Source organism: Streptomyces sp. NBC_01260 (genome assembly GCF_036226405.1).
In the GTDB taxonomy this organism is placed as follows: domain Bacteria; phylum Actinomycetota; class Actinomycetes; order Streptomycetales; family Streptomycetaceae; genus Streptomyces; species Streptomyces laculatispora.
The window spans coordinates 7,135,397-7,157,712 of record NZ_CP108464.1; the positions used below are offsets into that span (position 1 = coordinate 7,135,397).

At 74.3% G+C, this 22,316-nt stretch carries 12 protein-coding genes, 1 tRNA gene and 3 pseudogenes; 12 read left to right on the plus strand and 4 right to left on the minus strand.

All coding sequences use genetic code 11. The features are described from left to right. Positions 1-160: 160 nt before the first annotated feature. A pseudogene (locus tag OG322_RS31915) lies at positions 161-733 on the minus strand (CGNR zinc finger domain-containing protein); the annotation flags it as partial. A 334-nt stretch (positions 734-1,067) separates the two neighbouring features. After that, positions 1,068-1,481, minus strand: coding sequence for an SsgA family sporulation/cell division regulator (locus OG322_RS31920; RefSeq protein ID WP_003959770.1), 414 nt, complete (start codon positions 1,479-1,481; stop codon positions 1,068-1,070). A 190-nt stretch (positions 1,482-1,671) separates the two neighbouring features. Here OG322_RS31920 and OG322_RS31925 point away from each other — a divergent pair, with 190 nt between their 5' ends. The 10 genes and pseudogenes from OG322_RS31925 (at position 1,672) to OG322_RS31970 (ending at position 18,383) form a co-directional block, all read left to right on the plus strand. Then, a complete protein-coding gene (locus OG322_RS31925) occupies positions 1,672-2,163 on the plus strand; it encodes a TIGR02611 family protein (RefSeq protein ID WP_123469741.1) in 492 nt (163 codons plus the stop codon). Between the two features lie 54 nt (positions 2,164-2,217). Continuing rightward, positions 2,218-2,289 (plus strand) — tRNA-Val (locus OG322_RS31930). 648 nt (positions 2,290-2,937) lie between these two features. After that, on the plus strand, positions 2,938-3,639 hold the full coding sequence (locus tag OG322_RS31935) for a YciI family protein (protein ID WP_123469738.1): 702 nt from the start codon (positions 2,938-2,940) through the stop codon (positions 3,637-3,639). Continuing rightward, complete coding sequence (locus OG322_RS31940; RefSeq protein WP_329307308.1) at positions 3,636-4,679, plus strand: RNA polymerase sigma factor; 1,044 nt, start codon at positions 3,636-3,638, stop codon at positions 4,677-4,679. The genes OG322_RS31935 and OG322_RS31940 overlap by 4 nt, the downstream gene beginning before the upstream one ends. Continuing rightward, positions 4,676-5,280 (plus strand): annotated as a pseudogene (locus OG322_RS31945) (sugar O-acetyltransferase). The gene OG322_RS31940 and the pseudogene OG322_RS31945 overlap by 4 nt, the downstream one beginning before the upstream one ends. Positions 5,281-5,468: 188 nt before the next feature. Then, on the plus strand, positions 5,469-6,329 hold the full coding sequence (locus tag OG322_RS31950; RefSeq protein WP_123468451.1) for a DUF4132 domain-containing protein: 861 nt from the start codon (positions 5,469-5,471) through the stop codon (positions 6,327-6,329). Next, positions 6,326-11,494, plus strand: coding sequence for a hypothetical protein (locus tag OG322_RS31955; RefSeq protein ID WP_329307310.1), 5,169 nt, complete (start codon positions 6,326-6,328; stop codon positions 11,492-11,494). Before OG322_RS31950 ends, OG322_RS31955 begins: the two co-directional genes overlap by 4 nt. Then, entirely contained in the window at positions 11,491-12,717 is a 1,227-nt protein-coding gene (locus OG322_RS31960; protein WP_123468447.1) for an ATP-binding protein, read from the plus strand. The genes OG322_RS31955 and OG322_RS31960 overlap by 4 nt, the downstream gene beginning before the upstream one ends. Before the next feature lie 3 nt (positions 12,718-12,720). Further along, positions 12,721-16,452, plus strand: coding sequence for a vWA domain-containing protein (locus OG322_RS31965; protein WP_329307311.1), 3,732 nt, complete (start codon positions 12,721-12,723; stop codon positions 16,450-16,452). Continuing rightward, positions 16,449-18,383, plus strand: a complete 1,935-nt coding sequence (locus OG322_RS31970) for a hypothetical protein (RefSeq protein ID WP_241200522.1) — start codon at positions 16,449-16,451, stop codon at positions 18,381-18,383. The genes OG322_RS31965 and OG322_RS31970 overlap by 4 nt, the downstream gene beginning before the upstream one ends. On the opposite strand, the pseudogene OG322_RS31975 reads toward OG322_RS31970, so the two are convergent. Then, a pseudogene (locus OG322_RS31975) lies at positions 18,328-18,474 on the minus strand (alpha/beta hydrolase); the annotation flags it as partial. The gene OG322_RS31970 and the pseudogene OG322_RS31975 overlap by 56 nt on opposite strands. Before the next feature lie 394 nt (positions 18,475-18,868). Here OG322_RS31975 and OG322_RS31980 point away from each other — a divergent pair. Next, positions 18,869-19,219, plus strand: a complete 351-nt coding sequence (locus OG322_RS31980; protein ID WP_329307312.1) for an exo-rhamnogalacturonan lyase family protein — start codon at positions 18,869-18,871, stop codon at positions 19,217-19,219. Positions 19,220-19,256: 37 nt separating this feature from the next. On the opposite strand, the gene OG322_RS31985 is transcribed toward OG322_RS31980, so the two are convergent. Continuing rightward, complete coding sequence (locus tag OG322_RS31985) at positions 19,257-21,776, minus strand: SCO7613 C-terminal domain-containing membrane protein (protein ID WP_329307313.1); 2,520 nt, start codon at positions 21,774-21,776, stop codon at positions 19,257-19,259. 83 nt (positions 21,777-21,859) lie between these two features. On the opposite strand from OG322_RS31985, the gene OG322_RS31990 reads away from it, so the two are divergent. After that, the gene (locus OG322_RS31990) at positions 21,860-22,306 is read left to right on the plus strand and encodes an SRPBCC family protein (RefSeq protein WP_124286539.1); all 447 of its coding nucleotides are present in this window, start codon (positions 21,860-21,862) and stop codon (positions 22,304-22,306) included. The last annotated feature ends 10 nt before the right edge of the window (positions 22,307-22,316 follow it).

The window sequence follows — 22,316 nt, forward strand, 5'->3', positions numbered from 1 at the left end:
GTGGACACCTCCCGGGGCGACGCCCCCGCACCCCCCGCCGAAGAGCCGCGTGGCTGCCTCTTCGCGCTTTCCCAGCCCCCTCTGATGATCTTCCTCACGGTGATCGGCGGCCTGCTGCTGATGGCCGCGTTGCACGATCTTTTAGTGCTGTGAGCGGCTCGCCGGCCGCTTCCCTGCGGCGCGCCCGGTACGCGGCGACGTGCAAGCGGTTACCGCAGGTGCGGCTGGAGCAGTAGCGGCGGGAGCGGTTGCGGGAGAGGTCGACGAAGGCGCGCCGGCAGTCCGGCGCCTCGCAGCGCCGCAGCCGGTCCGTCTCGCCCGCCACGATGATGAACGCGAGGGCCATCCCGCAGTCGGCCGCCAGGTGGTCGGCGATCGACGCGTCCGGCGCGAAGTAGTGCACGTGCCAGTCGTAGCCGTCGTGGTTGCTGAGCTGCGGCGTGGTGCCCGCGGCTGCCACCAGGGAGTTGACGAGCGAGGCGGCGACCTGTGCGTCGGACGCGGCGAAGACCGCCGCGAACCGGGCCCGTACGTCGTGCACGGCCCGCAGGTCCTTCTCGTCGAGCTCGTTCACCCCGCTCAGGCGGTGGCGCCCGGCGAACGCGTAGAGCGCGGGGATGCCGGCGAGCCCGTCGGCCGGTGTCCCGTCCTCCGGCTGCGCGCTCTCGGGCGCGGTGTTCACCAGATCGACCACCGTTTCGAGGGCGATCCGGGTGTCGTGTGGGATCAGCACGCTTTCGCTCCCTGGCCTCCGGCGGGCGGGGCGCCCACCGATGCCGGATGACTCTACTGGCACGGCCGTGGCGTCCAGGGGCCCGAGAGGGCCTTCGGAGCCCGTGGGGCGCGCCTTACCGGCCATCGGGCCGCGGGGGCGGGGGTACGGGCGGCGGCGGGGCCGTGGAGACCCGGCCGGGGGCGTCTGGGCGGGGCGGGGAAGCGGGCGAACGCGGACCGGCGCCGTCACCACGGTGGATTCCGTGAGGACGGCGCCGGTTTCTGCCGTATGAGGTTGTCCGCGCGACGCCGTCTCCCCGAGTCGGACGGCGTCGTGCAGTTCTCGGCCTGGCTCAGCTTTCCGCCAGGATGTGTGAGAGCTCCGTATCGAGATCGAAGTGACGATGCTCGGTGCCCGGCGGAACCGCGGCGTCGGTCCTCTTCAGGAACGACTCCAGGGCCCGTGCCGGGGCCTCGAGCAGGGCTTCGCCCTCTGGGGAGCTCAGCGCGATACAGACGACGCCCTGGCCGTGGCTACGGGATGGCCAGACGCGGACGTCTCCGGTGCCGGTGGGCCTGTGCAGCCCCTCGGCAAGGAGGTCGCGGGCGAAAACCCACTCGACCGTCTCCTCCGCTCCGGTGTGGAAGGTGGCGTGCACGGCATACGGATCGGCCGTGTCATACCGCAGGCCCGCGGGTACAGGCAGTGAGGACTCGCTCGACACAACGAGGCGCAGGTGCAGCTCGCAGCTGACCGTGGTGTTCATAAGCGCCAGGGCCTTTCGCTCAGTGTGCGCTCGGGGATTCGCACGTCGGCGAAATCGACATGCCACCTACGGTGGCGTTGTAAACCCCTCTGACCGTTTTGTGATCCTTCAGGTAGCTCGTACAGCGGTGTGTAACTTTGGGTTATGCGGCCATTCCAGTGACGAGGGTGGTTCCGGTAGGTTGGCCTTCATGAATGCGGAGAGTGACGAGCGGGACGGAGCCGCCGCACCGGCGGATCCGGCGCCCGCGACGGGGGACGTGGCGAGAGGCGTGACGGGGGACGTCACGCAGGATGTGGCGAAGGAGGACCCGGAGCTCGGCTCCAGGGCGCCCGGATTCATCCAGGCATCCAGGGCGCTGCACCTGAGCTGGCAGGTCGGCGTGTTCATGGTCGGCCTCGCCGTGGTGGTGGCGGGCATCATCATGCTGCCGCTGCCCGGCCCCGGCTGGCTGGTGATCTTCGGCGGCATGGCGATCTGGGCGACCGAGTTCGTCTGGGCGCAGCTGGTGCTGCGCTGGACGCGGCGGAAGGTCACCGAGGCCGCCAGGCGGGCCCTCGATCCCAAGGTCCGGCGGCGCAACATCGCGCTCACCGTGATCGGGCTGGTGATCATCGCGGTGCTGGTGGGGATCTATGTGTGGAAGTTCGGAATCGTCATGCCGTGGAAGATCCACGAGTGACCCGGAGCTGGTCGGGGGGCGCCGCTGACATGGGGTAATGTTTGGCGTGCGCCCGGGCGATTAGCTCAGTGGGAGAGCGCTTCGTTCACACCGAAGAGGTCACTGGTTCGAACCCAGTATCGCCCACCCCGGACCGACGGCCCGGAAGCTTCTTGAAGCTTCCGGGCCGTCGGCGTTCCCGCGTGCGCCGTTCAAGCGCTTCGACTGATTTTCGTTCCAACTGTTGACGCCGTCGATGACGCTCCTTGCTTTGATCCAGCAAGCGCTTTCTGAAACGCTTCAATCAAGGCGGTAAATGCCTGCTCGGAGAGCGGCGGCTGTCCCGCATGAAGTTGGCGACGTCCTGAATGCCAGCGGGACCGCCTCGCGGTCGGTCCGGTCGGGCATCGGGCGCGCGAACAGCCAAATCGGTGGCCACTCCTCGCCAGTCCCGCGCCGACCGCCGCCGGTCCACCGAGGCGTGCATCCTCGCCAGTGCCCGTGAGCTGTTCGCCGGGATAAGGATTCGAGCGCACCACCATTCGCGCCGTGGCGGCCGTGGCGGGCGTCGACCCGGCTCTGGTCATGCAGTACCTCGGCTCGAAGCGCGGCCTGTTCACCCAAGCCGTGCAAGCAACCCCCGTATCGTCGGGCACCGTTGACGCCGACGTGCTCGTCGATCAGCTGCTGGCCAGATATCAGCTCCGCAGCGCCGGCGGAATAATCTGCGCCGTGTTGTCGGATTCCGCGAAGGCCGTTCGTCGTCCTCATGAAGCGTCCGGAAGGAGAACGGTCATGAAGTACGTGTTGTTCATCGCCACGGACCCCGCAGGGGAGCCGACCGACGAGAACCCGCAGGCATGGGTCGAGAAATGGAACGACCGAGGCGTCCGTGTGGAGGGAATGCCGCTCAAGCCGGCCGGCGAGACCAGGACGGTCCGAGTGCGCGGGGACCGGGTTCTGGTCACCGACGGCCCCTTCGCCGAGACGGCCGAGTGGATCGCCGGGTACGACCTCGTGGAGGCCGCCGACCTCGACGAGGCGATCGAGGTCGCCGCCTCGCACCCGATGGCAACCGCCGGACGCATCGAGGTCCGGCCGGTCGAACCGCTCGATCTCGGGCCCGGCACCGGAAACGTCCCGCACGAGGGCGACGCGCCCGCCTCCCGCTTCCTCGCGATCCTGCGGACGGACCCGGGCGCGCCGGCCTTCACCCCCGATCCCGCCGTGGTGGCCGAGTGGGTTCGCGACGGCCTCGCCTCCGGCCGCTACCTCGGCGGTGAGCACCTGCGTCCCGTCCGGGACGCCACCCTCGTACGCCGCCGCGAAGGGGAGTTGCTGATCACCGACGGCGCGTACACGGATGTGCCGGAACGGGTGTCCGGGATCGTGTTCGTGGACGGCGAATGGGAGGAGGCGATCGGCTACCTCGCCCGCTGTCCCATGGCGCGGTCCGGAAGCGTCGAACTGCGCGAGTTCTGGACGGACTTCTCGTGAGCACCGGGCCGGCAGAGGCGCGGGCAGCGCTGGCGGAGGCCTACCGGGGCGAGTGGGGCGCCGTGTTCGGCACGATCGTGCGCCTGACCGGCGACTGGGAACTGGCCGAGGACTGCGCACAGGAGGCGTTCGCCCGCGCCCTGCCGGCCTGGGAGCGGGAAGGGGTGCCGCAGAAGCCGGGGGCATGGCTGGTGACCGCCGCGCGGCACCGCGCCTTCGACACGCTGCGTCGCGGGACGGCCGAGCGCAGCAAGATGGCCGAAGTCGCCGCGCTCAAGGCGGCAGGCATCCCGTACCGAGTGCCACCGCCCGGCGCACGCGCCGAACGGCTGGACGGCGTACTCGCCGTCATCTACCTCATGTTCACCGAGGGGTACGCACCGAGTGACGGCAACACACAGCGCGACAGCCTCGCGGAGGAGGCCGTCCGGCTGGCCCGGCTCGTCGCCGCCGAGGCACCGGACGAGCCGGAGGCGCGGGGGCTGCTCGCACTGCTGCTGCTCCAGCATTCGAGGCGCGCCGCCCGGCTCGACGCCGACGGCGGGCTGGTCACGCTGGACCGGCAGGACCGCACGCGGTGGGACCACGCACTCATCGCAGAGGGCGCGGCCCTCGCGCGCGAGGCCGTCGAGGCGGGCGGCTCCTACGCCCTCCAGGCGGCCATCGCCGCGCAGCACGCCCTCGCTCCGACCGCGGCCGCGACCGACTGGGCGGCGATCGTGATGTGGTACGACCGTCTCCTCGCCCTGCGTGCGAACCCGGTGGTCGAGCTCAACCGTGCTGTCGCGGTCGGGATGCACGAGGGCCCTCAGGCACAGTTGGACGCCGTGGACGCTCTCGGCACGTCCAGGAAGCTGGCCGGGAACCACGCCGTGCCCGCGGTCCGCGCAGACGGGCTGCGCCGACTCGGCCGCGCGCGCGAGGCGGCCGAGGCATACCGGACGGCGGAGGCGACCGCCCCGAACAGGGCGATCGCCCGGGAGTACGCCAAGCAGGCCGCGGAACTGGATCAGATGAATGAAGGGAGCGTCCCGCTGTGACGCCTGCGCAAGAGGACGAAGTGCTCGCCCGGATCGCCGAAGGGCTCGTCTACACCGAGTCGGAAGCCGCTTCTCAGAACTCTGAGCGCCGGACGGAGCAGATCTTCGACTACAACCACACACACCCCCGCGCGAGGAGGGCAGACGCCGGTCGTTGCTCGTCGACATTCTCGGCTCGGTCGGGGAACGTACGGTGCTGCTGCCGCCGTTCCACGCCGCGTTCGGCAGCAACGTCCACATCGGAGACGACTTCTTCGGGAACGTGAATCTGACGTTCGTCGACGACGTGGACATCCGCATGGGCCACGGCGTCATGATCGCGCCCAGCGTGACGCCGACCACGACGGGACACCCGGTGCATCCCGCACGCCGGGCCGACTTCGCGCGGTTCTCCGAACCGATCGTCATCGAGGACAAGGTGTGGATCGGCAGCAACGTGGTGGTCCTGCCGGGTGTGCGCATCGGATACGGGTCGGTCATCGGCGCCGGCAGCGTCGTCAGCCGCGACATCCCCTCGATGACGGTCGCTCTCGGGACACCCTGCCGGGTGGTCCGCGAGATCACGGACGAGGACCTCACCACCCGCCTCGCCGGCCGGTAGCGCGAAACCCCGCGTCCGGCCAAGGCCCTTGGCCGCCACGGACCCGGCTGATCAGGCGCAGGGGCCGAGCTCGTTGTCACAGGGGGCGCTTAGAGTCTCTCCCACTCGTCACGGTGCGTTGCCCCTGACGGGTTTCATCAGCGTGCCGCCGGTTCGGCGGCCGTCCGGGCCAATGGGGAGAACAGTGCATGGGGTGGGTTCCGGCGGGCGACTACGAAGTCGCCCTGGAGGCGGGCACGGTGGTCTGCCGCAATGGAAAGGGCCGGCGGCTGAAGTCCGTCCCGGCCAGATTGAAGGACGACCCGGCGGTCGTCGGACTCCGGCAGTTGACCGAGTGGCTGGAGCAGCACGCACACCAGTGCCTGACCGAGCTCGAGCAGTGGATGGTGCGTTCGCTGCCCGTCCCCACTGCCGTGCTCGCCCGGGTCTGGCCCGACCCTGCGTGGCAGACGGCCCTGCGGGACGTGGTGGTCACCGGCGTGGACGGTGGAGTCGCCGGGTTCCTGCGTGATGTCGACCCCCACCGCGGCCTCGGCCTCGTCGACCTGGACGGCGACACGGTCCGCATCACCCCGGACGTCGTCAGCGTGCCCCACCCCGTCCTCCTCGACGATCTCGACGAGCTGCGGGAGTTCGCGGTCGAACTGGGGGTGCGCCAGAACGTGGACCAGTTGTTCCGCGAGGTGTGGCGCCGCCCGCCCGGCCTCGCCCCGGACACCACGTCCGTGGACACCTACGCCGGCGGCGTGTTCAAGGAACTGCGCTTCCTGCACGGCCGCGTCACCCAACTCGGTTACCGGTCGCGCGGCGGATACGCGGTCTGCCCGGTCGTCGAGGACGGCGCCACCACCGAGGCGCGCATCTGGATCGGTGAGCACGACGGATACGACGAGTACGGCACCGAGACGGGCCCCCTGGGCTGGACCGACCCCGCGGGGCGCGCGCTGACGGCCGCCGAGGTCGGCCCCGTCGCGTGGTCCGAGGGCATGCGCATGGCGGCGGCGCTCTACGCCGGCCGCGACGTGGCGGACGAGGAGCGGGCGGCATGAGCACCACGACGACGGACACCCACACGAACACGACGGCAGCGGGCACGGCATCCCTCCCCGCCCGGGCCCGCAGCGGGAGTACCTCCACCCCCGTGGCCGAGGCCCGCGCGGCGGCCCTGCTGGACGCGGGCGCGATCCTCCCGGCCGGCACCACAGAGCGGGACGACGCCGACGCGCTGACCGCCCGCACCTACACGCATACCGCCCTCGGCGACCGCCCCGTGGTCCGGCTCGTGCCCGGCACCCTCGGTGAAGCCGAGGACCTGGCCCTGGAGTTCCTCGGGCTGGCCCGGTCCGCAGAGGCCCCCGTCGTGGGCCAGGTGCGCCGCGAGGCGCTGGGCTTCCCCGCCTGGGCGCTGGTCAACGACCCGGCCAACGGGCACCATGCCCTGGCCCTGGTCAAGGACATCGAGCGGTTGGGCCGGCAGGCCAGGACCCGCGCCGGAGCGGCCAAGGAGGGCTTCGACGCACTCGGCAGCCGGCTCGGCCGGGCCGTACCCCACTTCCTCCCCACCTACTACGAGCAGGTTGCGCGCCTCTTCCTCCAGGCCGAGAACACCACCTACGCCGCCTCCTTCTTCGGCAAGGCCCGCGAGGCCGAGCGGGTGCACGGGCTGGTCGTGGACGAGGACCGGCAGCGGGCCGTCTTCCTGGAGTTCGCCTTCGCCGGCGCGCTGACCGTCAAGGCACTGCGGCAGTACGTGCGGGACCTGGTGGCCCGGCTCGCACCTGCGGACGCCTGGGCGCAGTTCCGCCGTCTGCTGGTCGAGCGCTGCGCGGCCGGCATGCCCCCGTACGCGGCGCTGCCGCAGGACGTGCGCGCGCTGGTCAAGGCCGCCGGGCTGGACCGGGAGGCCGCCGAACGCGATCTGGTGGCCGATCTGATCGGCTCCCCGGGAGTCGTCCGCGCCCCCGCCTCGTTCTGGGCTGCCTACCGCTCCGCGATCGTCGCCCTCACCCGACGGGATGAGTCCGTGCGGGCCCGGCTCCTCGGCTTCTTCCCGGAGTCCTTCAGCGAGAGCGGCCGGGAGAAGGCCGGCGAATCCGACTGGCTCGCGTTGCTGGCCGAGTCCGGCGCCGAGGACCTGCTGACCGGCCTCCCGGACACGGCAGGGAACGCTCCCTCCGTCTCCCCGGCGGACTGGCTCGCCCGCTGGGAGGCACACCGCCGGCGCAACCGGGCCTCCGCAGGCCGCAGCCCCCAGACCCTCGACCTGGCCGTCCGGATGGCGGATCGGCTGCGCGCCGACGGGCGCCCCGTCGAGCTGTTCCAGGGCCGTTGGCAGCGCAACGCCGACCTGGACCTCCTTGACCTCTGCCTGGCCTCCGGCATCCCCGTCGCCGAACCGGACGAGCAGGACACGGGCACCGTGCAGGGCCCCGCCCTCCCGCTCGGCTCCTGGCTCACCGACACCGCGCTCGGCGCTCGGGACCTCACCGCTGTCTCCGAACAGCCGGCTTTCCGCGTCCTTCTGCGCCGGACCGTCGGCGCCCTCGGCGACGGGCACGGTCAACGGCTGAGCGACGCCGGCCTGGCGAAGCTGGCGGCGCACCCCGTGCTCTCCGGCATCCTGCGGGAGTGGCTGACCGCCTGTGCCGAGGAGTACACGGCCGCGCGAGGGCTCCCCGGGCTGCAAGCCGCCCTCAACAGGCTCTCGTTGTTCCGCACCGTGGTCGCGGACGTCGCCCCGGAGGCCGTGCGGCTCCTCAAGGGCCACGATGTCGTGCCGCTGCTCGCCGCCACCCTGCGCACCGGCGTCCTCGACGAACTGGGCTGGCCCGCGCTCGACACGACCTATGCCGAACTGGCCGCCGAGTCCGCCGCCGTGCACCAGCGGCGCCGCCGGTCGGAGAGCGTTGGTGTCACCGGCGCCTGGCCCGCGCTGATCCTGAACACGCTCGAACGGGCCGTCGTCGTCGGCCCGGAAGGCGTTCTGCTGCGGCACACCCTGCGGCTGCCCGCCACCGTCGACCACTGGCGGTCGCTCGCCTTCCGTTACGTCGACGGCGAGTTGCTGGTTATCTGGTGGGAGGACGGCAAGCAGCGCGGCTACTGGTCGCACCGCCCCGCCGAGCTGTTCACCGTCGGCGGCGAGCAGATACCCCGCTGGGGTGGCTCCGGCCCCTCGGACGAGGTCTGCCTGCCGCTGTCCGGCGGCGGCCGCGCCACCGGCGGCAAGGCTCTGCACGCGGGCGACACCTCCCTCCCGCCCCAGCGCGCCGTCATCTCCGACGGCACCGGTCACTGGCGGGAAGGTCATCAGGGCACGCAGCGGGTGTGGCTGGAATACGACCCGGCCGCCGGCACGCACGGCCGCGCGTCCCTGCCCGCCTTCCTCCGCTCCGGGGTGCGGGACGGCACCCGGCTGCTCACCGAGCACTGCCAGGTGCTGCCCCTCCAACCAGGTCTGGAGAACACCCCGTTCGGCACGGACGGCACGGTCCTCGGCCGCTGGGTCCGCAGCACGGCCACCGAGCCCGGCACGGCCGCGCCCGCCGACGGGCACCGGATCGTCGCAGGCACCCCCGACGGCCACACGGTCACCCTGCCGCACCCGCTGCCCGGCGGCGGGTTCCCGGTGCCGCTCGGCGCACTCACCCTGCCCGGCGGGTCACGGCCTCTCGTGGCCCTGTACCACCGCTCCGTCGCGGCGCACCCGGCGGACACGGACGGCGTCGGTGGCAGCCTGTGGTCCGTCACCACCGACTCCTCCGGTGGGAACGACGCGGCTGGCACCCCTTACGTGCCTCCCGTCGCCTACTGGCACGCGCTGCGCCCGAGGGACGAGCGGGGCTCCGCCGCCCTGCGAAGCCTGACGGACTCCCGGGCGGGGGAGCTGTTCAAGGAGGTCGCCGCCGCGGTCGCCCGGCACCTGGAGGCGTTCCGGGCCGTCAAGGAGTACGCCGGGCCCTCGTCGCGGGAGCTGAGCGAGGAGGCCGTCGCCAGGGTGCTGCCCGAGGTGTCCGACGCACGGCTCCTGGCGGGCGTCACCGCCGCTGTCCGGGACGCGGTGGACCGCGCTGCCGCAGCCGCCCGGTACCTGGAACCACCCAAGCCCGCGCAGCCGGCCACGCCCCGCAACACCGCGCGCATCCAGGGCATGTTCTTCGAACACGAGCCCGAGCACGGCGACGACACGACCCTGCAGACCGCCTCCGCCTGGACCTCCGAGCGGATGCGCGGCGGCTGGTGGGGAGCCGGGAAGCGGTGGACCGTGATCCGGCAGATCCTCGCCGTCAACCACGTCCTCGGCGGCGAGCCGGCGTTCGGCCCGCCCATCACGTCCAAGGTCCCGTTCACCCCTGCCGACGGCTGGCAGCGGGACGAGTACACCGTGCCCAGCGACTCCCTGAACTGGACCTCGCTCCTCGACAACCTCCCCGAACTGGCCTACCGGGCCGCCTCCGCGACCACCTCCCCCGAGCACCGCAGCGGGCTCCTCGTGTTCCTGGAGACCCTCGCCGCAGGCCCGCTGGCCGACCCCGCGGGCACGGTCCGGCAGGTGGAGCTGGTCGAGCCGTTCGGCGCGGGGACATCCGGGCCGGGACGCCCCGAGGCCGTGCACCGCCTCGGCCAGGTGCTGCGCAGGGGTGCCCGCACCGTCGTGGTCCTCGCCGACTGCGGCAGGAACTTCCGGAACGACGCGGAACGCTGGCTCGCCCTGGACCATGACCCGACCGGCGCCTTCGGTCCCGTCCCCGGATTCACCCTGGACCACGAGCACGTATACCGGCACGGCATCGCCCGCGACCGGCTCGCCCGGCTCATCGCCCTGGTACGGGAGCAGGGCCCGGCACCCTGGCGTCCGGAGGCCGCCGAGGCGTTCGATACGGCCACCGGAATCGGCCCCCTCCAGTCCACCGCCCTGCTCTCTGCGGCCGTCGAGGAGCCCGGCGCCGACGCGCTCGCGCTGCTCGGGGCGAAGACGCGTGCCTTCGAAGCGGCCCAGGGCAGGCTGGACACCCTGCCCCGCGACGACCGGCACGCCCTGCTCCAGGCACTGCTGCCAGCGGATCCGGCCGAGCTGTGGTCCACGGGCCCCGATGTCCCGGCCGCCGCCGAGGTCTGGCAGAAGCGCCTGGCCTCCCTCGTCCGCGTCCCAGAGGAACTGGACCTCGACCTCTCGGGCACCACCCCGGGCGCCGTCGACCTGATCCTCAACGCGGGCTCCCGGACCTGGCTCGCCCACGGCACCGATGTCGAGGACGGCACCGGCCGCCCGGCCCTGCGCCGGGTGGGCGCACGCGGTGCGGTCTCCGCAGCCCTCACCGCCCTGCGCACCCTCGCCTACACGCTGCCGTACGGGCATCCTCTGCGGGCGTACCTGCCCACGGGGCTCGCGGCCCTGCGTGGCCGCCTCGCCGACCCGGGCCTGGTGCTGGACCTCGGTCTGGACTGGACCGAGTCGGGGGGCTCGATCGGCCCCGTGATCCGCGCCGCCCACGGGCTCCCCGAATCCGGCGGCGCCGGCCCCGACGGGCTGGTCAGGGCCGGCGCGGCGCTGCTCCTCGCCCCCGGCCACGGCGACAGCGAGAAGCTGCTGATCCGCCCGGCCGGCCTGGCAGGCCCCGACGACCCCGCGTTCGGCCTCGTAGAGGGCACCGTCGGCGGCTACGGCACCGGCGATCTGCTCGCCCTGCGCGCACTGCTGGGCGAGGAGACCGACGCGTTGGCCTCGGCGGGCGCCCCAGACGGCTCCCCGCACCACCCGGCCCAGGACCCGACGCGTGCGGTGCCGGACCTGGTGGCCGAGGCCGTAGACGCCCTCGGCCTGAGCGCGGACACCGCCGCCCTCTACCTGATGCTGCTCGCCCTGCCCGACCCGACGGACCGCAACTGCGTCCGCTGGACCGAGTGGAAGCCGGCCCGGGTCAAGAAGGCCAGGGCGGAACTCGCCGCCACCGGCCTCGTCGTGGAGGCGAAGCGCTCCCGCGCCGGCCGCACCCTGTTCCTCCCCTGCGGCTGGCTCGAACGCGGCGCCCCCGGGCTGCCGTTGGAGACCTGGAAGGAACGCCTGTACCCCGTGGCCGGGTCGGCCCGGACCCTGCCGCACCTCCCCGTGCCCGCGCTGTTCGCAGCCGCCTGGGCGCGGGTCCGCGGCGGCGACGCCCCGGCCTTCGAAGAACTGGACACCCGCGCACCCCGGAAGGGCCGCCGCCGATGACGAACGACACCACGATTACCACCGTGGACAGCACCACCACGGGAGGCGTCCCGGACCGGGCGACGGAGCCCGGCGGGGGACACCGCCAGGTCACGCCGCCCGAGGACCGGTACGCCACCGAGCTGGCCTTCCTCGCCGCCCACGACTCCGGGCCCCGCCCACCCGGCTGGCTGCTCACCCCGCGCGCCGTCGTCGCCTTCGTCATGGGCAGCGCGGGCGAGGCACTGAGTCTGCCGAAGGGCGCCCGGCCCGGCGCCGGGGTGCCGCGCCGCCTGGTGATCGAGCAGAAGTTCGTCGGCGAGCGCGCCCTGGTCGAACGGTGCGTGGTCACCCTTGCCGGAGAGCGCGGACTCCTCCTCGTGGGCGAACCCGGTACCGCCAAGTCCATGCTCTCCGAGCTGCTGTCGGCGGCCGTCTGCGGGACCAGCGCGCTCACCGTGCAGGGCACCGCGGGCACCACCGAGGATCAGCTCAAGTACGGCTGGAACTACGCGCTGCTGCTCGCCCAGGGCCCCACCGAGCAGGCTCTGGTGCCCTCCCCGGTACTCGCCGCGATGACCAGGGGGGCCGTCGCCCGCGTCGAGGAGGTCACCCGCTGCCTGCCGGAGGTCCAGGACGCCCTGGTGTCCCTGCTCTCCGAGCGGCGGATCGCGGTCCCCGAACTCGCGGGCGGCGAGGGCGCCCAGGTGCACGCCGCCCCCGGGTTCACCCTCATCGCCACCGCCAACCTGCGGGACAAGGGCGTCTCGGAGATGTCCGCCGCCCTGAAGCGGCGCTTCAACTTCGAGACCGTGGGCCCCATCGGGGACGTGGACGCCGAGACCGCGCTCGTCCGGCGCCAGTCGCGGGCGGCCGTCGAACGCGTGGGCGCCGCCTTCCAGGTGGACGACGCGGTCCTCGAAGCCCTGGTCACCGCCTTCCGGGACCTGCGCGAGGGCCGCTCCGTGGAGGGCTGGGAGGTCGAGCGCCCCTCCACGGTGATGAGCACGGCGGAGGCGGTCTCCGTGGCGGGCGCCCTGGGCCTGGCCGCCGCCTACTTCCCCGGCGACCGGGACGTGCTGTCCCTCCTGCCCGGCCATCTGCTCGGTGTCGTCCGGAAGGACGACCCCGCCGACGCCGCACGGCTGCTTGGGTACTGGGACGGGCCGGTGCGCAGGCGTGCGGAGCAGGGGGCGGCCACCTGGCGTGCCCTGTGGGACCTGCGCGCGGTGCTGGAGAACTGACGGATGAGCGAGTCGAACATCCCCGAGACGCGGTCCGCCGTGGAGGCGTCGTCCACCGCCGGGACACGGCCCACCGCGGCCTCCGAGGTGCCGCCCGCCACCCCGGAGGCCGCGGTGGCGGCGCTCGCGGCGACCGGGCCCGGGTTGCCGTTCCTGATCGGGGTGCGCCACCACGCGCCCTCGCTGGCGGCCGCCCTCCCGGCTCTGCTGGACGCGGCGGCCCCCGACGTCCTCCTCGTCGAACTGCCCGCCGAGTTCCAGCCCTGGCTGGGCTGGCTCGCCCACGAGGAGACCGAGGCTCCGGTGGCGCTGGCCGCCGTGCCCGCCGACGGGCCCGGGGCCGGCTCGGCAGGCGAACGGGGCCCGGCCTTCTACCCGTTCGCGGACTTCTCGCCCGAACTGGCCGCGCTGCGCTGGGCGGCGAGAAACGGGGTCCCGGCGGTGGCCTGCGACCTGCCGCTGGCCGACCGGGCGTGGGCGGTGGGCGGTCCGGACACCTCCGCCCCCGCCCCGGTCCCGGGCGCCGACTCCGCGTCCGTGCCGGGGGACGGGCGCGGGCTGTCCGACGCGCTCCGGTCCCGGCTCACCGGCCGGGAGGGGGACGACCTGTGGGACCGGCTGGTCGAGGCCCTCGCGCCCGGCTCGACACCCGAGGCGCTCCGCCGTGCGGCCCTGCTCACCGGCTGGGCGCTGCGCCACGAGGCCGAGGCGCGGGGCGGGGCGCACGGCACGGACCTGGTGCGCGAGGCGTGTATGCGCGGACATGTCGCGCAGGCCCTGGCGAGCGGGCAACGGCCCGCCGTGGTGGTGGGAGCCTTCCACGCCCCGGCGCTGCTGCCGTCCGCCGCCGGGGCCACCGGGGCGCCCGCGCCGGAAGCGTCCGGCGCGGACGGCCGTGCGAGCGGCGCCGCCGGGACGGCGGCCTGCACGGTCTCCCTGATCCCGTACACGTACCCGCTGCTCGACTCACGGTCCGGCTACCCGGCCGGAATCCGCGACCCGGAGTGGCAGCACACCGTCCTGGACGCCGCCGGGGACCCGGCCGCGCTGCACGAGGCGCTGATCCGCACCGCGGTCCGTATCTGCGCCGCCCTGCGCGAACAGGGCCACCCCTACGGCCCGGCGGACGGCCGGGAGATCGTCCGGGTCGCCGGTGACCTGGCCCGTCTGCGCGACCTGCCCGCCCCCGGCCGCGGTGAACTCCTGGAAGCCGTGCAGACGGTGCTGGGGCGCGGCGAGACCTACGGCACGGGCCGCGCCGTCGCCCTGGCCCTCGAACGCGTACTCGTCGGAGCCCGCACGGGACGCCCCGCGCCCGCCGCTCCGCGCAGCGGACTGGGCCCCGCGGTCGAGGCCGAGACCGCGGCGCTCGCCCTCCCCGGCCCCGAGGACGCGCACGAGAAGACACCGCGCGACCTCCGGCTCGACCCGGCGCGCTCCGCCCTGGACCGGCGCCGCGAACTGCTGCTGCGCAGGCTGACGGTGTGCGGCATCCCGTACGCGCAGGAGCAGCAGGTGACCGGCGCGGCGGGTACCGAAGGACTCACGACGCGCTGGCAGGTGCGGTGGACCCCGGCGACGGCCGCGATGCTCACCGCGGCCGGGGCCCGCGGCGTCACCCCGGTCCAGGCGGCCGAGGGCGTGCTGCGGCAGCGGCACGCGGCGGAGTGCGAGGCGGACGGTCCGACGGCCGCCCAGGTCGTCCGCGGACTCACGGAGGCCGCCGAGTGCGGGCTCCCCGCCCTGGCCGACGAACGGCTGACGGAACTGGCGGCCGTACTCCCCGCGAGCGGCACCCTTCCCGAACTCCTGGGAGGGCTCGACCTGCTGGACCGCATCGACGCGGGCCACCTGTCGGGCCTGACCGCACCCGACGACCACTCGGCCCCGGACACCACCGCCTCCGCCCGTGCGGCCCGCACCGCGCGCGCGGCCGAACTCCTGACCTCGGCCGCGGTCCGCCAGGTCGACGGCCTGACCGGATCCGAGGAGACCGAGGACGCCCGAGCTCTGCTCGAACTGTCCCAGCGGGCCGACCGGTTGGGCGGCATCCGGCTCACCGACGCCCTCGCCCGGCTGGCCGCCGACGGGACGCCGTTGATCGCCGCGGCCGCCGGAGCGGTCAGGGTGCTCACGGGCCACGAAGAGGCCGCGAGCTTCGGGGGGCGCGTCGCCTCCTGGGTGGACGGAGCCGTGGACAGCACCTCCCGGGCCGCGCTCACCGCCCGCCTCACCGGCGTCCTGACGGTGGCGGGCCCCCTCCTGACCGTCGGCGTCGGCGCCCTGGACCCGTTGCTGCACCGGGTCGTCGAGCTGGACGACACCGCGTTCCTGGCCCGGCTGCCGGCCCTGCGCGGTGGCTTCGACACCCTGAGCCCGGCCGCCCGGGACCGGCTGCTGGACACCGTCGAGGAGCGGCTGGGCAAAGGGGTGGGCGACCTCGACGCGGACGATCCGGCCGAACTGGCCCGCCGAACGGCCGCCGACCTCGCGGCCCGCGAGCTCCTGACCGGCCTCGGCCTGCCCGTCCCGCCACCCGCGCACGACGACCGCCTCCCACCGCTGTCCGTCGGCCGCCCCACCACCGGAGCCTCCACCGAGGCCGCTCCCGCGCGGACCCTCGCGCCCGCCGACCGGTGGCGGCTCGTACTCGGCCGGCGCTCCGACCGACTGCCGTCCGGCGCCGCCCGCCTGGCGACCGCTCTGGACGAGCTCTACGGCGCGGGACACGGCGAGGGATCCCGCGGCGGACTGCCCGGCCCCGGTCACGGGGGCGGCTCGCGCGGCGGCCGGGAACCGTCGTTCCCCGGTGTCCGCGAGTGGTCCGAGGAACTGGCCGCGCTGTTCGGCCCCGGCATCCGCGAGGAGGTCCTCGCCACCGCGGCCGGGACAGGCCGGCAGGACGTCCTCGCCGAACTGGACCCGGAGGCCGCCGCCCCCTCCGTGGAACTGCTCCGGACTATCCTGCGGTACGCCGGCGGCCTCCCCGAGGCCCGCCTCGCCGCGCTCCGGCCCCTGGTCCGCCGCCTGGTCGACGAACTGACCCGGCAGCTCGCCACCCGGCTGCGCCCCGCCCTCACCGGCGCGATGACGGCCCGGCCCACCCGCCGCCCCGGTGGCAGGCTGGACCTGCCGCGCACGCTGCGCGCCAACCTGGCCACCGCCCGCCGGGCGGCCGACGGAACGGTCCGGGTGATCCCGGAGAAGCCGGTGTTCCGCAGCCGCGCCCGCCGGTCGGCCGACTGGCGCCTGATCCTGGTCACCGATGTTTCCGGATCCATGGAGGCGTCCACGATCTGGTCCGCGCTGACCGCCTCCGTGCTCGCCGGGGTGCCGACCCTGAGCACTCATTTCCTGGCCTTCTCCACAGAGGTCGTCGACCTCACCGGCCATGTGCACGATCCCCTCTCCCTCCTGCTGGAGGTGAGCGTGGGCGGGGGCACGCACATCGCCGCCGGGCTGCGGCACGCCCGCAGCCTGATCGAGGTGCCCTCCCGCACCCTCGTCGTCGTGATCAGCGACTTCGAGGAGGGCGCCCCGCTCGGCGGACTGCTGGCCGAGGTGCGGGCCCTGGTGACCACCGGCTGCCACGTCCTCGGCTGCGCCAGCCTCGACGACGCCGGCCGGCCCCGCTACTCGACGGGCGTCGCCGGGCAACTCGTGGCCGCCGGCATGCCCGTGGCGGCCCTCAGCCCACTCGAACTGGCCCGCTGGATAGGGGAGAAGACCGTATGACCGCCGTTCAGTTGCCACCTGTCGCGCCGGAGGTCACGGCCACGCTGGTGGAGGACCTCTCACCCCGGCTGCGCAAGCGGCTGGATGCGGCGGTCACTAGACTCGGCGCCCGCCCGACGCGCCGCGACGGGGGCACGGTGACGATCGCGGTCGACGACGAGACCGAGTTGCGCCTGCACGCCCCGGGCGGTGTGGTGGCGACGGCGGACGCCATCACCTGCGGCTGCCTCCTCGCCCCGGCATGCGTCCACCGCGCGGCCGCCGCCTGCGCCGCCCCCATGGCGGACCCGGTGCCGGAGACCGCCGGCCGCCCCACTCGGGCGACCCCCGAACCGGCCTCCGCTACGGCCCCCGCGCCGACCGCCGACTCTGCCCCCGCCACGGACCCCACGCCGACCCCCGAACCCACCCCCACCTCCGACTCCGCCTCCTCGCCCGAGGTGGCGAGCCCGGCCCAGCGTGCTGCGGCCGACGCCCTGTGGTCGGCGGGCGCCGCCGTGCTGGAGGCCGGGGCTGACGGGGCCGGCGCCGTCACCCAGGCGGCCCTCCTCCGCGCCGCGCACACCGCACGGCTCCGGCAACTGCCACGCGCCGCAGGCGCCGCACTGGCCGTCGTCACGCTGCTGCGCGCGGCCCGCGCCGGGGACCCGTCCTACCGCACCGCAGAGCTCGTTACCGCCCTGGCCGAACTCCTGGGCACCGCACACCGGGTGGGGACGGCGTCCGGGGCGGAGCTGGCCGCAGTCAGAGGCCGCGCGCGCCGCCCGTACAGCCCGGGCGGCGCGCTGCGCCTGTACGGCCTGTTCACCGAACCCGTGGTCACGGACTCGGGGCACGGCGGCGTCCGCACCTGGGTCGCCGGATCCGACGGCCGCCTCTGCACGGTCGGCGACGTGGCACCCGGCGGCGTCGGGCGCGCCCTGGGCGTGGCCGACCGGGCGGTGCGCCTGGGAGACAGCGCGCTCACCCACCGGGAGCTGGGCCGGGCCGGTCTGGCGGTCTCGGGGGCTACGGTCTCGCCGGACGGCAGACTGGGCGCCGGGCAGGGTGTCAAGGCCGTTACCGCCCGGGGCGCGGCGTGGACGGAGGCGCCGCTCGCCGCTCTGTGGGAGACGCCGCCGTCCGAACAGGCCGCCCGCGCCCTGCGGTCCACCTCCCGCTACGGGGACCCGGACGGCGGCGGCAGCGACCTGCTCTTCCTGAACGTCGAACTCCTCGGCGCCGTAAGGGAGTCCGGCGGCACCTGCCTGCTCGCGCTGTGCGAGGGAGGCATTCCCGTCCGGCTCACCGTCGCTGACGACGATCCCGCGCTGGCCCACCGCGACAACCTGATGCTGCTGGCCACGGCGCCGGGGACCCGGCTGAGGATCATCGGCCGCCTGGTGCCCGCCCTTCACCCCCGGCTCACCCTCCTCGCCTGCTCGCACCCCACCGGCGAGGGCACGATCGATCTCGGCCTCGACCGCCTGCGCCGCGCCGACCTCCCGGACCCGGCCGCTCCCGTCCACCTCGCCCCGCCCCAGCCCGGAGAGTCCGGCGCGCACTCGCCCCTGTTCCTCCTGGAGCGCCGGGTCGAACAGACGGTTCCGGCGGGCCGGGCCGCCCTCGGCATGCTCGGTGACGTCACCGCCGAGACCCGCCGCATCAGCCGCGCGGGCCTCCACACGGCCGCCGGGCTCCTGACCGCGCTGTGCGCCTCGGCGGCCCAACGCGATCGCGACCTCTTCGGCCGCCTCCTTCCCGCCGACACCGACGGCTTCGCCATGTACTGGCTCACCGCCGCTCGTTACACGGCTATCGTGGCCGAGTCCCTGTGCGCGGCATCCTGGGAAGACCCACGGCCCGCCGGCATATCGCCCCCGATTCCCCGAGCGGTCAGGACGGCACGGCGGGGCAGCTGGTGCCCCGCGCCGGGACCGCCAGGTCGGTGAGGTAGCCGTCCACGGCGTCCTCCATGCACGGGCCGCTGGTGACGCTGCCGTGCCCCTGGCCCGCGTAGGTGAGGAGCACGCCGCTGCGGCCGGGGGCAGTGCCTCCGTGCAGGCCGCCGAGCCCGAGCTGCCGTCCGCGCAATCTGCTGGCAACGGCCTGTTCGGGGCCGCCGAGGTGAACGCCGTCGCCCTGAACGCCGGTGTCCTGCGGTCCCGTTCCGGCCATCGCGACCCGCCGGCGCCTGAGGTCCACACGGGTGCCGGTGGGGACCCGCTGTCGGGCATATGCAGGCGACGTCGCGCATCGGTACCCCCGGAAGGCGTGACGCTCTTTTGGTACTCCAGGCGTTTGACGGCCGTCTGCCAGACCTGAGAACTGCGCTTGACCTGCACTTCTTCGTTTCCCAGCCGCGGTGACATGTTTCCGATGGCTCACCACGTGAAACCACGATCGGTTACCTCGAGGGTTGCCTTGACGGAGGTTGGTGGAGGCGTACCTCGACTACTGCCGCTACTTCAACGCCACCAAGGCCGAACAGGCCGCCCGCTTCGGCTCCGACTTCGGCTCCCTGCTCCTCTTCCAGGGCCACTCCCGCATGGACGCGTACGCCGCCGTGCAGACGGGCGACGAGAAGCTCGCCGCCCGCGCCTGGGAGAAGTTCGGCAACAGCGACGGATACAAAGGAATCCGCCCCCTGGAAGACCGAGAAGGTGAGCGGCCCGGTCACCACGTCCCGGGCAGTGAGGCCACCTGGGTCTACACCAACGACACCGCGCTGTACGGACTCGCCGCCATCGAGAACATCGCCCCGGTCGGCGACCACATGCCGGCCTGAGGCCCCGAGGGCGCCCCGGACCGGCCACGCGGTCACGTCACCGCATCCGGCCCAGGGCGTCCCTCAGCCGCCGGGCGTCGCGCAGCCGCTTCTCGTACGTCGCCCCGACCGCCAGCAGCAGCACCCCGGCCAGCGCCGGAGCCACCCAGCGCGGCAGTGCGCCGACCACCTGGACCACATACGGCGCGAGCTCGTGCAGGGCGTCCAGCGCCAGCACCGCGCCGCCCAGCACCAGAAGGGCCTGGAGCCGCCACCGCGCCCCCAGCAGCGTGATCACCAGCGCCGCCGCACCGAGCAGCAGCGGCCGCAGCCAGTGCGGATCGGCCCAGGCGGCGAGGAGCGACGGCACCAGCGTCGCCGCCAGACCTGCCCCGTACGCCGTCCACGACGACGCAGCGGGATCGCGGCGCCGGCGCAGCACACCGATCACCAGCGCCGCGACGGTCACCGGCAGGGTGTACGCCTCCGGGGACGACACCCCGGACGCCGACAGCCGGACCCAGGACGCCAGCACGAACAGCGCCGTCGCCAGATATCCGGCCACCGGCCGCCGCTCCGGGCGCAACGCCGTACCCGCCGCCAGCACTGCGCACAGGGCCAGCACCAGAGCCAGGAACGGCGGGTCGCCCATCGCCATGCCCAGGGCAGGCAGCGCCGCCGCGCCGCCGGTCACCTCGACCGGCAGCGCCACCGTGTGTGCCTTGAGACGGGCGCCCAGCAGTACGGTCACCGAGGGGACCGCCAGAATCAGCGGAGCCGCCCGGTGCGCGGCCAGCCCCAGCGAGGCACCGCACGCACCGGCCAGCACCACGGCACAGACCACCGCCGCACCCGCCGCCACCGCCTGCACGGCTCCCGGCACCCGGTCCGGCCGCGACGCCGGCGCCACGGCGGAGTCCAACGCGGCCGCAGCCGCCACGAACACCACCAGCAACAACCCGAACACCGCATACGTGGCCGCTTCCGAGCCCAGTGACAGCAGCGCCACGCCCACCGCACCCACCGCCCCGCACACCGACGCCGTCAGCGCCACCCCCGTCATCCCGCGGCGCAGAGCGCCCACCGCCACCGCGAACACGCCCACGACCAGTACCAACTGCACGGAGACGGCCACCGTGTACGAGACGTCCAGAGCGGCCGGCAGCACCGCCAGCCCCGCCCAGCCGAGCACCGGAGCCGTCGCCCCGACAGCGCCCCGCGCCGAGGGCCCGGGGGAGAGCACCGGTCCGGCCCACCGCAGCACGCCCTCCCACGATCGGTACGCCGCCGCGAGCACCGCGGCCACCACGAGCAGGACGACCGGGGCCGCGGCCATCTCCGACCACGGCAGCCCCGCGGCCCCCAGCGCACCCCGGGCGCCGCCCTGCGGCGCACCCGTCCACACCCGGCCCAGCTGCGACACCGGGCCCGCCAACGACACCGCGACCGGCGGCAGCGAGAACAGCACCGACCCCGCCGTCACCGCCCCCGACGCCCACACCAGCCCCTGCCCGGCCGGACGCCCCAGCGGAGCCCGTACCCCGGCCAGCAGCGTCCCGCCGCACAGCAGATACACCGGCACCACCCAGCCGGCGGGCACCCCCGCGACCAGCACTCCGGAGACGGCGGCCACGGCCGCCAGACCGGCCACCAGACCACCGGCCACCGCAACCGCCGCCGGCGCCCGGCGAGCCCCGGACAACGCGATCGCCGAACCCGCCAGCAGCAGCGCCCCCGGCGCCACCGCGCCCGCCGGCGCATCGGCCGCCAGCGACTCCACCAGCGCCACCAGCAGCCCCGCGCCACCGGTCACCCAGAGGCCGGAACAGGCCGTCACCCGTACCGCAACCCCCTTGCCCCACAACGCGATCGCACAGTCCAGCGCCGCCGTCGCCAGCAGCGCACCGGCGAACACCAGGGCGTCCGCCCGCTCCGCCCACGCCCACAGCAGCAGCGGCAACTGCGCGACGAGCACCGCGGCGGGCAGCGGCAGCCGCAGCCCGCCGAGCGCCAGGCCGTACGCCGCCCAGGCCGCGGCCAGCGCCGCCGAAGCGGTCGCCGCGAAGCCCAGTCCGCCCGTCTCCGGCAGCGCCACCTCATGCAGCGCATAGGCGTCCAGCACCATCAGCACCGAGGCGAGGGCCGCGAGCGACTCGGCCGTCGAGGACAGCCCCCGGCGCAGCAGCACCGCAGGCGCGGCCAGCGCCGCCACCGTCACGGTCGCCAGCACCGCCGAGCGGCCGCCGATCCCCATCTGACCCCAGCTGACCAGGGTGAACGCGATCGCCGCGACCGTCAGCAGGAGTCCGCCGAGGGTGAGCAGCACATTCTGCGCACCACCGGTGCGGACCGCGGGCACGGGCGGCCGGCCCGGGGCCGCGAAGGGCCCTGGGGGGCGGCCCGCGGGCAGCGGGAACGCGGGGACGGGAGGTGGTGCGGCCGTCAGCGGGCCGGGCGTCCGCAGGACGCTCAGCAGCCAGGCGCGGCGGTGCAGCAGTTGGGACCGGCGCAGGTCCAGCCCGGCGAGCTCACGGTCGAGGAGCGCCAATTCCTCGGCGGGCGGCGGCAGATGTTCCATGGACGCGAGTGTGGCGGCGGTCACGCATTCGGACATGCGCACGGATACTCAGTTCCCCGGCTGAGTATGCGCATCCTGGACGCATGGACTGGAGTCACTACCGTTTTGTCAGCAACTGGGACCTCGCCGCACCGCCCGGCGCCGTGTACCGGCTCCTGGAACAGGTGGAGCAGTACCCGCAATGGTGGCCGCAGATCCGCGAGGTCACCCCGGTCGATGACACCTCCGGCACCACCCGGATCCGCTCCCTGCTCCCGTACGACCTCGTCGTCACGGCCCGAGAACGCCTCCGTGACCCGCACGCCGGAGTCCTCGAAGTGGCTCTCACCGGCGACCTCGAAGGCTGGGCCCGCTGGACCGTCACCCCGCACGGGACCGGGAGCCGTGCCACGTACGAACAGGACGTCGAGGTGCGCAAGAGGCTGATGCGGGTGCTCGCGGTGCCGGGGCGCCCGGTGTTCCTGGCCAATCACGCCCTGATGATGCGGGCCGGGCACCGAGGGTTCGCGGCGCGGCTGGAAGCGGTTTGAACCACACCCG